The organism is Microcystis sp. M113S1 (genome assembly GCF_020246945.1).
Classification (GTDB): Bacteria; Cyanobacteriota; Cyanobacteriia; order Cyanobacteriales; family Microcystaceae; genus Microcystis.
Window position 1 is genome coordinate 1 of record NZ_JADBSA010000257.1, and the last position, 13201, is coordinate 13201.

The window sequence follows — 13201 nt, forward strand, 5'->3', positions numbered from 1 at the left end:
AAAGGTACACAGCTTACTTCATTGAGAAAGTCTAATTCTTCTTGCTTTTTCCAATCGGTTAGCATTGAAGAAGTTTGAGCATATCCTACTCTTTCTTGCTTTTCGTACCAAGCTTGTGTTCGTTCGTGGAGAGCTTTGTTGTAAACTAATCTTACACAGCCCAAAGTGCGCCGCAATAGCGACTCTTGTTCTGGTGTTGGGTAAAATCGAAACGAATAGGCTTTCTCCATATCTCACATTCTAGCATATATCGTGTAAATGCGCTAGTATTTAACAGTAAAGCCAACCTAGAACGGCGGGGTTTCAGACGCAAATTTTCGATGATCGAGAATGGCTTTAGCTTGAATTAAAGCCGATCGCACTTGTTCAAAACCTGTGCCACCATAGCTATTACGGGCCGCTACCACCTGACGAGGAGCGATCGCGTCGTAGATATCGGCCTCAAAAGCTGGATGTAATTCTTGCCATTCGGTCAGGGTTAAATCTTTCAATAACTTACCGGCTGCCAAACTGCTTTTAACGACTTTCCCGACTAAATTATAAGCTTCTCGGAAGGGAATCCCCTTACTGGCTAAATAATCCGCCACATCCGTCGCATTAGAAAAATCCTCCGCGACAGCGTTAGCTAATCGGTCAGTTTTAAATTGAATCCCGGTGGCTAAAAGTACCGTCATCGCTTGCAAACAAATCCGCACGGTTTTAACGCCATCAAATAACGCCTCCTTGTCCTCCTGCAAGTCTTTGTTATAGGCCAGGGGTAAACCCTTCATTAAGGTCAATAACGCCTGTAAATGCCCAAAAACCCGCCCTGTTTTGCCGCGCACCAATTCGGGAACGTCGGGATTTTTTTTCTGGGGCATAATGCTAGATCCCGTGGCACAACTATCGGTGAGAGTGATAAAACTAAATTCTTGGGAAGACCAGAGAATCATTTCTTCGCTCAAACGGCTCAGGTGTACCATAATCAGACTAGCGGCCGTCATGAATTCAATGGCAAAATCCCGATCGCTAACTCCATCGAGACTATTGTTGTACACCTGCTCAAAATCGAGTAAATTGGCGCTGTAATGACGATCGATCGGAAAAGTCGTCCCCGCTAAAGCGCCACATCCTAGGGGCGAAATATTAGTCCTGGCGCGAATTTCTCCTAATCTTTGGTGATCCCGTTCGGCCATTTGAAAATAAGCTAGGAGATGATGGGCTAAACTAATCGGTTGAGCGCGCTGCAGGTGGGTATAACCGGGGATGAGGGTTTCCAGATGGTTTTCGGCGTGATTGACTAAAGCTTGCTGAAAATTGCGAATTTCTTGCCTAATATCATCGATTTGTTGTCTAAGATACAGACGAATATCCGTTCCTACCTGATCGTTTCGCGAACGGGCCGTGTGCAGTTTTTTGCCCACATCTCCCACGATCTCGGTTAAACGACGTTCTACGGCAAAATGCACGTCCTCTTGATCGATGCCGGGGTTAAAGTTGCCGGTGCGGTATTCTTGACGAATTTGTTCCAATCCAGAGACGAGACTATCAGCTTCTGTGGGGGTGATAATACCCGTATAGGCGAGCATTTTAGCGTGAGCGATCGATCCGGTGAGATCATACTCGATTAATTCGATATCAAAGCCAATACTGGCGTTAAATTCTACGATCGTAGGATGGAGACTACCTTCAAAGCGATCGCTCCAAGTTTTCTTTGCTGTCACTGTTTTCGTTAGATTATTGTGGATAAAGTTAACCAAAATATGCTGGGCAGTTTTTAGGGATAATCCGGTGCTGATAGCATTACCGCTTCAGGTTAGAAAAATCTCCAACTCTACAAGCATAAGAATAGCAAGAATTGCTCACTCTGGCTGAAGGCTGATAGGCGAAAAGCTAATAAGAAGTAAAACCTCGAAACATATAACCGACAATCAAACCGATTAATAAGGCCCATGCTTGCCCAGTTTTGACGAAATTTGAGAAGGATTTCTGGACATTCCCGATGATATCCACGTCTTGCTCCGAAATAGTCATCAAGACATTGGTAAGAGGCGAAAAGTCGATCGAGACAGATAGATGATGGAAGATGTCGATCACGATAGAATTCCTCAAAGACGAAAATCTACAGAACAAGTTAACACAAAGAGGAGGTCACTTTCAAGATGATTGAAATTGCTGGTAATAGGATAATAATAAATTGCCCGCTTTTGCTAAATCTTGACCAAAGGCGATAATTCCTTCTTCATGACCACTCATCACTAAAATTTGTTGCTCCTCTAGACGATCTTCTTGACATAAACGGATAATTTCTGCGGCCATTTCTGGGGTTCCATAGGCGATATTTTCTTGAGTAGTCGGCACGCGATACATCAAATTTTGCCACAGGGGGCGATGATGAATATGAATCACCCCATTAATCTGGGGATTCGCTTCATAAATTGCTCCATGGGTGAGAGTTTCCGAAGAAGCGGCAATTGTTCCCCGACAAGTGACCCGATTTTCTCTCCAATCGTAGTCTATAACTGTGGTGTAATGGGATTCATTTAATACCGGGATTCCCCCAGTGTTAGTGCCAGAAATAATAATTTCTTTGTCTATTTTCCCTCGTTGACTCACATTCCCAAAACCGATTCCGTTATCGTATTGACCGATTAATCCCAGTCGATATAGGCGATTGCGCCAATAATTTAATTCTGCAATCTCTGAGCTTGCTAAGGGACGGTCAGGAATCCAAGTACAATTGTATTTAATGTAACCTTCATCAATCATAAATTTTTCTAAAAATATTCGGGATAATTTTGACACACTTTCCGCACAAAGTCCTGGAGAGGATAGGAAATATTAGTGATATAATTATCTTTAATGACTTGGGAGAATAGGGGTAAAACTTCTGTGTCTAAGGCGGGTTTAAATAATTCCATCGGCAGGATTAAATCGGAACCTTCCCGCACATCAATTGTCTCAAAATTGCTGGCTAAAATTAACCAAAGAGGACGCACCCAAAGAGCCGAACGACTTTCGATCACCTGAATTACTTCTCCGTATAAAGTTCGATTTTTGCAGAATAAACTAACAATTTGATGGGGAGTAAATGTGTTCATAGACAATTCTAGTTTTCCTCGATAAGCTAAGACGCATTTTAACCGCTTATTCTTAGATTAGCCGAATCTCCCCCCAATCTCTTTACTCTTGCAAGAGCCAACAGTAAAGAGTGTCTCATCTCAACAAGCAATTTAAATGTGCGGGCAGCTTATCTTTCACTGGTCACTGATTACTGTTTACTGTTTACTGAAAAAAGCTTGCCACTTGCCGCTCCCTTGCCAGATCGGGGGAAAACTCCGTTAGAATACGGGAAGCCGTTTACAAAACGATACAAAATCATGACCGTTGCTTACCCTCGTAAATTCAAGAAGACGATGAGCGCTCGCGACATCATGAAGCGTGTCATTAGCGATCGCGAAATTCATCTTGTCACCCTCAACCGCTACCGCTACAACGAACAACGTAGCTGTAAAGACCTGACCGAACTGATCGAAACCTTAGACGGACAACCGAAAGAACTGATACAGGAGCTTTCCCACCACGTCGCCGATGAGGCGCGCCATGCCTACTGGTTAACCGATTTATTGATCGAATTGGGGGCCGATGTGGGGAAACCGCCGGGGTTGTCCTATATCGACGAATTTGAACGTCTTCTCGATCAAGATCAATTCCAAGGCGAAGAACAAAGGGAAGACCTACTGATTGCGGCCCTAGCGGCAATTAACGTCACGGAAAAACGGGGATGCGAATACTTTGCCGCCCATATCTATGCCCTCAAGGAAGGGGAACAAACCCCAGAAAATCTGAAAATTCAGGAAACGATGGCCAAAATCTTTCCTGAAGAAGCGGGTCATGTGCGTTGGGGCAATCGTTGGTTAGCCAAAATTGCCCAAAAAAGCCCCGAACATCGGCAAAAAGTCGAAAAAGCTAAGGCCAAATACTCAGCGATCGAACAGGCCGCCTATGAATCGGGTATGGATATCACCCTGGGGGCAGAATTGCGCCGCGTCGGTCATTTAATGGAAATCGCCGCCACTATGCCGCTTTGGGAACGTCCTCAATATCTGATGGAACGTTTACCCCAAAGCCTTCTCGACCCGAAATGGCAATTATTCCGGGTAGAAGCGGCTCAAAAAGCCTGGAATCGTGATCCACAAATGTTTATGGAACGCTTTTTGCCGATGTTTTTTAATGCGGACGACAATATCGGCAAAAAAGAGAAAGTCAACTAATTTAACCTTGATTTTCAGGGGCAATCGTTCAGCGATCGCCGAAGAAATGTTCATCGAGGATCGAGAAAATCGGCTATTGTTTTAAATAGGGGTGAATTCTCAGCTTTAGGGCCAGAGAAACACCACTTTTTTACTGTTTATTTTGGCTTTTCTCTTTTAGATTATGCGTCTTTTAGCTGCCTTTGATCGCTATCCCGATAGTGTATCTTTAACCCTAGAACCAGTAGCCACCGACTCGCAAAAATTTGATTTATATTTAACTTTACACCTACAAGCTCAAATTCAATCTCTCCTCGGCGGGGAAATGAAATGGGGACTGAAAGGAGGAAAATTAGATTTTGTTTTAGTTAATTGTCACCTAACACCAAATCCTCTTTCTAGTCAAGAGTTATACATAAATCGTATTAATAATCATCAATGGCGGTTATCGTTCAAAAGTCCTCAGTCAATATTTACAGGAGCGATCAAAAGGATTAACCTAGGAACCGTGAGTGTGGAGGAAGAACCTTATCATCTGACGGTGCAATTTTCGGTGACAGCTTCTGATATCTGTATCACGGAAACATCGGGATTATGGAAACACGATATAAGCCCCAATAAACATAGTATTTTAGAGCGAAAGTTAGCATTTTTCCTGATGGAAAATCAATTTGATGCTTTTTTGAGTCGTATTTCTTTGGGGTCATCGCAAGTAGAATTAGATACTGTTCTAGTTGAACCGAAACCAGCAGCATCAGAAAATTTAGAGAAATTGCCAGCACAAATCGAGGGAATTTATGCTTCTGTTAGTGATGATTTTCTCGAACTGGCCCAATTAGCTGAACTCGATCCCCTAAGGGATTTTACTGGGGCAAATCTCCTAGCAGCGGAATTAAGTGGTATATCTTTAGGTATGGCCAATCTCTATCAAGCTAATCTGCGCGGGGCCAATTTAACCGATGCTGATTTAAGCGAAATTAATGGCAGTCATGCTAGTTTTAAAGGAGCGGATTTAAGCGGAGCCTTATTAGCTAATGCCGATTTAAGTTATGCTGATTTTTACCGTTCTAGTTTGGCTTTAGCTAATTTAATCGGCTCCAATTTAGAAGGAGCTAATTTGGTTGAAGTCAACATCACTCAAGCGAATTTTAGCGGAGCAAAAGTGAAGGGAGCAAAGTTTGCCGATAATGTGGGTATGACCGAGGAATTGCGGGAAAACTTACGCTTGCGCGGAGCTTTCTGCGATTAGTCAACTATTAAGCCTCTAAGATGCTACTAAATCCGCTCACCGCTCACCGAAAATAGCGTTATTGAATAACAAAAGAAGATTAGAGATTTTCCTCGGTATCTATGCCCAATTCCCGCAGTTTAGCCGCTAATTTCGCCGCTTTTTGCTTTTCTTGCTGGACTTGGTTTTCTGCCTCTAAAACCCGATTTTCTGCCTCTACAGCCCGATTTTCTGCCTGTTGTGCCGCTTCTGCGGGAGTGGGTACTAATTCACCTTCGGGGGTAAAATAGCGCAATTTATTGGCAGATAAACCCAAATATAAGCCTAATTGTTGACTCCAGAGCCATCCCTGGGCATTGGGGGTAATCGGTTGATATTGACCGCTAATTAGGGTAAATCCTTGAAATTCTAGGCTTTCTGGGTCAAACCAAAAATAATCGGGAGTGCGAAATATATCTTGATAAATTTGTTTTTTCTCCTCTCGGTCAACTTTGGCGGTACTATCGGAGAGAATTTCGATAATTAAATTGGGATATTTGCCCTCTTCTCGCCAAACTACCCAACTTCTGCGGTTGGGGTTGGAATTTGTCCCCAAAACGACGAAAAAATCAGGACCACGGAAGAATTCTGACTTTTTCTGGTTGGGACTGTAATAAATGGTTAAATTGCCGGCGGCAAAATAATCTTCTCGCTCGCGCCACCACCATTCTAAACACTGAATTAGTAAAATAATTTGTTGTAGATGTAGGTTACTTTCCAAGGGTGGTTCATCACTCCAAAATTGGCCTTGTGGGAAGATTATCTCAGGGTTTACATGAGACTCGACTAGGGGTAAGCTTTCAGCGATAGTCATGGTTTTCCAACAGAGATAGGTCGAGAACTTATTATAAATGATTGAAGGGATTTTTTGAGCAATTGTAGCAGTAGCAATTGAGGTAGAATATTCTTGTTAGTAAATCGCCATTTTCCCCTTAAACAATACCCGATCGCAGGGCAATTACGGCCGCTTGTACTCGGTCGTCCACGGCCAATTTATTCATAATGCCCCGCACATGGGTTTTAATCGTATTGGTACTTAAATAAAGTTGTTCGGCGATTTCAGCATTACTTTTGCCCTCAACAATTAACTTTAAAACCTCCATTTCTCGCTCCGATAAAAGTGCTAGATTGGGATTAGGTTGCACTGCCGGCGGTTTGAGATTATCCATGACTAAACGGGCAATTTGGGGGTCTAAATAGGTGGCTCCGTCCTTAGCTGCTTCAATGGCGGCCAAAAGGCGATCGAGACTCGCTCCCTTGATACAATAGGCATCAGCACCACTAGCCAGAGCTGCGATCACTTCCTGTTGGAGAGTGTGGGAAGTGAGCATGACCACATGAACATTAGCTAAACCCTCCTTAATCTGTTTAGTTGCCGCAATGCCATCGAGACGGGGTAAACCGATGTCCATGACCACTAAATCCGGCCGTAGGGATAGGGCTAATTGTACCCCCGCTAGACCATCACTCGCTTGACCGACAATCTCAAAATCCGGCTGTTCACCGAGCGCTTGTTCTAAACCTAACTGCATTAAAGGATCGTCTTCAACAATTAAAATCCGCATGATCTTTGATTCCTAACGGGAAAATGTACGGTTTTCACCCATCTGCATGAGGCAGAACTACTCCTAGTTTAGGCAATCTGGAGATAGATTAACAGTGACCAGTGACCAGTGACCAGTGACCAGTAAACAGTAAACAGTAAACAGTAATCAGTAATCAGTGAAAAGACAGTGAGAAACTACTATTTAATACTGCCAGCTTAATACATACTGCTCACTTAGAACTCAAATCTGATAACTGATAACTGATGACTGATAACTGATAACTGATAACTGATAACTGAAAATGCTACGGATTTCATCAGATCGGTCTAAAATTGTGCTTGTTGCCCTAGTTTATCTGGGTGTTGGTTGGCTAGGCTATCTCTGCTTAAATTTAGGCTCGCGACCTGCTCCGATTTGGATGAGTGCTGGTATTGGCTTAACTGCGGTTTTTTTAGGGGGAAAAAGGCTAGTTTTAGGCGTTTTTATCGGGGATTTGCTTCTTACCTTCTTTTTAGCGGCCAGTTGGCCCATAGCTCTATTTTCGGCGCTCGGTAGCAGTTTATCGGCTCTGTTAGGGGCGCAATTCTTGCATTATCTGAGATTTTCCGCCACTTTACAGCGCATTCGCGATATCCTTTTACTGGTATTTTTAGCGGCTTTATTAGCCTCGGCAGTCAATGCCACTATCGATACTTTTGCCCGTAGTTGGCTAAATACTTGGGATTGGCGGCAATTTGGACAGTCTTGGGGCATTATCTGGCTCGGAGATAGTACGGGGATATTAATGACCACGCCGCTGCTGTTGCGTTTTTTCTTCAATCATCACTCCTTGCGAGAACCACGGCAACCCCAACGCCTTGGCGAGGCCTTACTTTGTCTGAGTTTGCTAACGGTGGTGACTTCCGTGGTTTTTGGTGATCAACCAAATTTTCTCAACCCCGATTGGAGTATGGTGCAGTACCTCGAATATCTGCCTTTTCCTTTTGTGGTTTGGGCCGCTATGCGTTTTCAGACTTGGGGAGCGGTAATAGCCAATTTTTTAGTATCTATTTTAGCTTTGATGGGATTGGCCAAGGGAATCAGCCCTTTTATCCTACAGGCTCCCGATTATACCAGAGGTGTCTTGATCTTACAAATCTTTTTAGTCATTGTCATGTCAACTTCTCTGTTTTTATCGGCGGCGATTAGCGAAAGACAACAGATCGATCGAGCTTTAAATGAAACTTTAGAAAGAGAACATTTAGTAACACAAGTTGCTTTAAAAGTCCATCAATCTTTAGATATAGATCAGGTTTTAAATACCATTGTTGAGGAAATCAGACATTTTCTCGATGCCGATCAAGTCTATATCGGTCACTGTCAAGAGCGGGGTTGGTCTAAGGTAATCGCTGAGTCCCGTCGTCCCGAGATTCCCTCGCTGATGGGTTGGTTTCCTGAACCAGAATTACTCGAAGAATTGGGACAATTATTTTCTTTAGATAAGTTAATTATTGCTGATAATACCGCTAAGGTGCAAACTCTGCCGACTCTCAAGGGTTATTACGAATACCTGCAAGTTAAATCCTCTTTAGTTTTACCTCTAACGGTTAATAATCAACATTTAGGTGCTTTAGTTGTCCATCAATATTCCCATCCTCGTCATTGGCAAAAAAGCGAGGTCAAATTATTAGAACAGTTAGCCACCCAAGTTTGTATTGCTATCGGCCAAGCGCAACTATATCAGAGGGTGCAAAGCTTGAATAATAATTTAGAACGGGAAGTGGCAGCAAGAACTTTGGAACTGCGGGAAAAAGTCCGGGAAATTCAGCGTTTATACGAAATGAAAACGGTTTTTTTACAGGCAGTATCCCACGATCTTCGCACTTCGATTATGGGATTAGTGATGTTATTAAAAAATTTACAGTGTCGGCAAACAGAAAAAGTAACTATCTCGCGAGCAATGCTCGATCAGGTGGTACGTAGTTGCGATCGACAATTAACTTTAATTAATGCTTTATCAGAAAATCATTTTGCTGAAGAACGGCCTTTAATCTTGCATCGTCAACCTCTATCTTTAAAAGAACAGGTGGAAATTTGGCTCAAAGATTGGCAGAAAGATTTTGATTTATACCAAGCTACTTTTATTAATCTTCTCCCCGATGACTTACCCGCTATTGATGCTGATCCTTGTCAGCTAAGAAGTGTTTTTGAACAATTATTAAATAATGCCTTAAAACATAATCCTCCACCGATTCAATTAGCTTTAGATGCTCGTATTGACCAAGATATGCTCTACTGCACTTTAAGCGATAATGGCATTGGCATGGATGAGGAACAATGTCAACATCTTTTCCATTTATATGTAAGAAATCTTCATAATCAACACCTAACGGGAATCGGTTTAGGTTCCTACCAATGTCGGCAAATAATCGAGGCTCACTCTGGGAGAATTGGGGTAAAAAGTACCCCGCGGGTTGGCTCACAGTTTTGGTTTACTTTACCCCTTGCCCATCAAAATTCTAGAGTGATTAAGCAGGAGTTAGTCAACAGTAATTAGTGATTTTTAACAGGATCGAGATAATCATGCTTACTCGTCAATCTGGGGTTAGATTTGCTTTAGGTTTATTGATTATTTTCAATATTTTCTATTTTGTCCATCTCGCCTACTATAGTTATGTTTGGCACGATGAATCTTTGGTCTTACTCCATCTTTCTGGTTACACACCCGAACAGTTAATTAACTATCTGTTCGATGGACAAATTAAATCTACAGAACAACTCTGGCAATTTCAAGGGGTTAATTCCGTGAAAGGTTTTCCTGATACCTTAGCCTCTCTTTATACTAGCTCGAATTACGATCTACCTCTCTATTATAGTTTCCTCTGGTTTTTAGCAAGGTTATCGGGCAATTCTTATCTAGTCTTAAGAGGATTTTCGGTAATTATTTGGCTTGGCATTTTATGGAGTTTTTACCATTTGGCTCTGACTTTATTTAAAAATAAAAACGCCGCTTTAATCGCCACTACACTTATCTTCTTTTCCCCGCGTTTTACTGGTTATGCTCTAGGAATTGGGGAATACGGACTATATGTTTTCTGTTCGATACTTTCTAGCTGGTTATTTCTCAAAGCTATTGATTCCTCGCAACCAAAAAAAGATTGGTTTTTCTATAGTTTATCCCTAATCGCTGGTTTATATACCCATGTTTTCTTTATCTTTGTTCTAGTAGTCCATAGCCTATATTTTCTGTTGCAGCTGAATTCTTTTAACTCTTTAACCAAAAAATACTATAGCATCAGCTTACTTGCTTCTCTGTGGATTTATTCAATTTGGTTAACCCGGATTTTTACTGGTCGATTTACTATCTTTGGATGGTCAAAAGGCAGTTTACCCCTAGAGGTACTTTGGCAAATATGGGTAAGAATGATCGCTCGCTTATTTTATAATTTTAGTTTAGCCAATCCCACCATCAACCCTATTATTGAATACTGCCTAATTATCCTCGTCATCATCTCCTTTATTTATCTGGGTAAAAAAGCCGATAAAAAAGTTTTTACCCTGATTATTCTCCTGACAATTATCCCATTTTTCTCTCTTTTAGCGTGGGATCTAATCAGAGGATTTCGCTACACGGCTGTGGGCAGATTTTACTTACCGAGTTTTCTCGGTATGCTGCTGGCAGTTACCTTTTTACTAAGCAACGGATTACAGCAGCGCCAAGGCTGGGCAAAAATTCTCTTCATATTATTGCTAGTTTTCGGATTAATTGCCAAAATTCCCTATCCACCGCTGGCAACTAGATATGTGGGCTATGGTAGTAATATTCCCAACGCTTATACAATGATTAATCGCAGTCAAAAACCTCTAATTATTTCAGAACATTGGTTAGATACCTTGCCCCTTATCCATACTACTGATGCTAAGACAAAGTATTTATTTGTTCAGTCGAACCCTAAAGTTTCCATCCCATCCTTAAAAAATCAATTTACCGATATTTATCTCCTCAATCCTTCCCCTAGTCTCAGACAATATTTAGATGACCGGTCTATAAAATTATCCCCTACGGAAAATCAAGCCTTTTGGCGAATTGATTAAAAAACCATTGACCCCTCTTGCCAAAACAGACCACAACCTGATAGACTAGATAAACCAAGGCTTCAGGGAATAGAATTGGGCAGTTCATCCCTAAGAGGGATTGACTTTTACAAAGTTTTATGCTTGCTCAACTGGAGAGTCCCCGAAATCTGGTGATTAAGAGTTTTAGCCTCTTGGCTACCGGACTGACTAAGCAGACCTAACAAATTCAACTGTATGATACCGAGTCAAGACATCGGCGAGGCAGTAGATTCAGTCAGAAAAACTGACGCACAAGACTTCTCTAATTTAATGCCTAGACCTGGCTGGCAACAAGTGGCGGGTTTAGGTAGAGACTGTTTTTGGTATTGAACCCCGATTCTTTTCGTTCTTTACCGGTTTTAGTGATTGCCAATAGGGATTTTAAGCCCGTAATTGGTTGAAAATTTCTATTTATTCGCAAAAATTCCCAGTCGCTCCCTGTACTAATCCTAGGGATCGACTTCATGATCAGTAATTTTCCCCAACCAATTCTCTGGAAATCAGCTTCCAGAACAATTTAGTTATTTTATGAGTAGCAATGCCTTAACCAATCGTGAACATCTAATCGAACTGTATAATCGAGGAGAACGCAACTTTGCGGAAGTCAGACTTAGCGGAGTCAATTTAAAGAGACAGTGTTTAAACCAGATTAACCTAAGTCATAGTTACTTAAAACGAGCCAATTTAGCCGAAGCTTGTTTAATTAACGCTAATTTCAAGGACGCTGCCCTCGAAGAAGTCAATTTAAGCAAAGCTTGTCTTATCGATGCTAACCTGACTAAAGCCGACCTTTCTGGGGCAAATTTGCGCCAAAGTAACCTAAGCGGCGCAATTTTGAGTAATACCATTCTCAAAAAGGCTGATTTAAGTTCTGCCTGTTTAATTCACAGTAGCTTACTTTTTGCTCAACTGTTCAAAGCGAATCTCGAAGCGGCTAATCTCACCTCAGCCACTTTAACCCATGCCATGGCGGGGAAAGCTAACCTAAAACGGGCTATTCTCACTCGTGCTATTCTTAGCTCTGCTAATCTTAGCCATGCTAACTTAAAAGAGGCTAACCTAATTCGAGCCTATCTCTATCAAGCTAATCTGGAAAACTGCCATCTTCAATACGCCGACCTCAGCTATGCCGATTTGCGCGGGGCGGATTTACGCGGGGCGGATTTACGTTATGCTAACCTCGAAGGTGCTAATCTGACGGGAGCTAACCTCAATTGTAGCGATTTTGAGGGAGCTAACTTAACCGGAGCCGATTTAAGCAAAACTGACGCTAATAAAGCCAATTTTCGCCAGGCTAACTTAACCGGTTGTAATCTGCTCGGTGCTAATTTAGCCTCCGCTAACCTTTCTGGTGCTAATCTACACCAAGCGGGATTACTCTTGAGTTATTTAGTGGGAAGCAATCTTAAACGAGCTAATCTCAAACAAGCTAACTTAATTGGGGCGATTTTAACCGAAAATAATCTTCTTTCTGCTTCCCTCGAAGAAACTATTCTTCCTAACGGTAGTCGCGGTAATCTCCTTTCCTAAATAGGGTTTGCGGCAAAAAGTTTTTCGTGGGGGTAGGGTGTGGGGTGTGGGGTATAGGGTTTTAGCGATTTTCAGGTGGTCAATTACCTAATTTTCAGGCAAAAAGTGCCTGAATTTTCCCCCCAATCACTCCTAGCTAAGGCACTTTTTGAGGGGAAAAAAGTCGAAAAGCCTTATCCAACAAGGTTTTTATATTTATTCAGCCAACCCCAACTATAGTGTAAGGAAGGCTTAAACGCCTTCCTTTTTGGCTAGGGACAAAGGCGATTATGTCCCGTTTTGTATAGCTCTAACCTGTTCAACCTCTAATTCTAAGGCGGATGCGACTTGCTCAACACTTAACCCTAAGGCTAACAAACGAGAGACCGCCTCTAATGCCTTGTTTAGTCTGCCTTGCTCAATGCCTTGCTCAATGCCTTGCTCGCGACCTTCCTGACGCGCTTCCTCGCGCACATCTTGAAAATACTGAGTTTGTTTTAATTCATCTAAACTAAACATAGTTTCTATCTCCCGACGATTGAGAAGCGGTA

General features: G+C 42.1%; 12 protein-coding genes and 1 pseudogene. 5 read left to right on the top strand and 8 right to left on the bottom strand.

Features of this window, described 5'->3' with window-relative positions; genetic code table 11:
• The 5 genes from IM319_RS12950 to IM319_RS12970 all read right to left on the bottom strand — a co-directional run.
• On the bottom strand, positions 1 to 230 hold a 230-nt coding region (locus IM319_RS12950; protein WP_287735866.1), incomplete at its 3' end, for a helix-turn-helix domain-containing protein.
• 57 nt (positions 231 to 287) lie between these two features.
• Positions 288 to 1703: an argininosuccinate lyase gene (gene argH, locus IM319_RS12955; protein WP_287735867.1), complete on the bottom strand. Its 1416-nt coding sequence runs from the start codon at positions 1701 to 1703 to the stop codon at positions 288 to 290.
• Between the two features lie 169 nt (positions 1704 to 1872).
• Complete coding sequence (locus IM319_RS12960; protein ID WP_052277410.1) at positions 1873 to 2076, bottom strand: hypothetical protein; 204 nt, start codon at positions 2074 to 2076, stop codon at positions 1873 to 1875.
• Between the two features lie 60 nt (positions 2077 to 2136).
• A complete protein-coding gene (locus IM319_RS12965; protein WP_287735874.1) occupies positions 2137 to 2748 on the bottom strand; it encodes a class II aldolase/adducin family protein in 612 nt (203 codons plus the stop codon).
• Positions 2749 to 2756: 8 nt separating this feature from the next.
• Entirely contained in the window at positions 2757 to 3080 is a 324-nt protein-coding gene (locus IM319_RS12970; RefSeq protein WP_286825321.1) for a hypothetical protein, read from the bottom strand.
• A 279-nt stretch (positions 3081 to 3359) separates the two neighbouring features.
• Here IM319_RS12970 and IM319_RS12975 point away from each other — a divergent pair, with 279 nt between their 5' ends.
• Together IM319_RS12975 and IM319_RS12980 are read left to right on the top strand one after the other, a co-directional pair.
• A complete protein-coding gene (locus IM319_RS12975) occupies positions 3360 to 4253 on the top strand; it encodes a ferritin-like domain-containing protein (RefSeq protein ID WP_287735868.1) in 894 nt (297 codons plus the stop codon).
• A 163-nt stretch (positions 4254 to 4416) separates the two neighbouring features.
• Positions 4417 to 5481: a pentapeptide repeat-containing protein gene (locus tag IM319_RS12980; protein ID WP_287735869.1), complete on the top strand. Its 1065-nt coding sequence runs from the start codon at positions 4417 to 4419 to the stop codon at positions 5479 to 5481.
• 79 nt (positions 5482 to 5560) lie between these two features.
• Here IM319_RS12980 and IM319_RS12985 read toward each other — a convergent pair whose 3' ends face one another.
• The gene (locus IM319_RS12985) at positions 5561 to 6313 is read right to left on the bottom strand and encodes a Uma2 family endonuclease (protein WP_287735870.1); all 753 of its coding nucleotides are present in this window, start codon (positions 6311 to 6313) and stop codon (positions 5561 to 5563) included.
• A 118-nt stretch (positions 6314 to 6431) separates the two neighbouring features.
• Entirely contained in the window at positions 6432 to 7064 is a 633-nt protein-coding gene (locus IM319_RS12990) for a response regulator (RefSeq protein WP_002737320.1), read from the bottom strand.
• Between the two features lie 283 nt (positions 7065 to 7347).
• Here IM319_RS12990 and IM319_RS12995 point away from each other — a divergent pair, with 283 nt between their 5' ends.
• The 3 genes from IM319_RS12995 (at position 7348) to IM319_RS13005 (ending at position 12671) form a co-directional block, all read left to right on the top strand.
• Positions 7348 to 9582, top strand: coding sequence for a sensor histidine kinase (locus IM319_RS12995; RefSeq protein WP_287735871.1), 2235 nt, complete (start codon positions 7348 to 7350; stop codon positions 9580 to 9582).
• Positions 9583 to 9608: 26 nt separating this feature from the next.
• A complete protein-coding gene (locus IM319_RS13000; RefSeq protein WP_287735872.1) occupies positions 9609 to 11120 on the top strand; it encodes a glycosyltransferase family 39 protein in 1512 nt (503 codons plus the stop codon).
• A 549-nt stretch (positions 11121 to 11669) separates the two neighbouring features.
• Positions 11670 to 12671: a pentapeptide repeat-containing protein gene (locus IM319_RS13005; protein WP_287735873.1), complete on the top strand. Its 1002-nt coding sequence runs from the start codon at positions 11670 to 11672 to the stop codon at positions 12669 to 12671.
• 267 nt (positions 12672 to 12938) lie between these two features.
• On the opposite strand, the pseudogene IM319_RS13010 reads toward IM319_RS13005, so the two are convergent.
• Positions 12939 to 13201: pseudogene (locus IM319_RS13010) on the bottom strand (Rpn family recombination-promoting nuclease/putative transposase); the annotation flags it as partial.

Bases quoted from the DNA above. Each gene is read 5' to 3' on its own strand.
- IM319_RS12965 (WP_287735874.1), bottom strand. From the start codon at position 2,748: ATGATTGATGAAGGTTACATTAAATACAATTGTACTTGGATTCCTGAC.
- IM319_RS12970 (WP_286825321.1), bottom strand. From the start codon at position 3,080: ATGAACACATTTACTCCCCATCAAATTGTTAGTTTATTCTGCAAAAAT.
- IM319_RS12975 (WP_287735868.1), top strand. From the start codon at position 3,360: ATGACCGTTGCTTACCCTCGTAAATTCAAGAAGACGATGAGCGCTCGC.
- IM319_RS12980 (WP_287735869.1), top strand. From the start codon at position 4,417: ATGCGTCTTTTAGCTGCCTTTGATCGCTATCCCGATAGTGTATCTTTA.
- IM319_RS12985 (WP_287735870.1), bottom strand. From the start codon at position 6,313: ATGACTATCGCTGAAAGCTTACCCCTAGTCGAGTCTCATGTAAACCCT.
- IM319_RS12990 (WP_002737320.1), bottom strand. From the start codon at position 7,064: ATGCGGATTTTAATTGTTGAAGACGATCCTTTAATGCAGTTAGGTTTA.
- IM319_RS12995 (WP_287735871.1), top strand. From the start codon at position 7,348: ATGCTACGGATTTCATCAGATCGGTCTAAAATTGTGCTTGTTGCCCTA.
- IM319_RS13000 (WP_287735872.1), top strand. From the start codon at position 9,609: ATGCTTACTCGTCAATCTGGGGTTAGATTTGCTTTAGGTTTATTGATT.
- IM319_RS13005 (WP_287735873.1), top strand. From the start codon at position 11,670: ATGAGTAGCAATGCCTTAACCAATCGTGAACATCTAATCGAACTGTAT.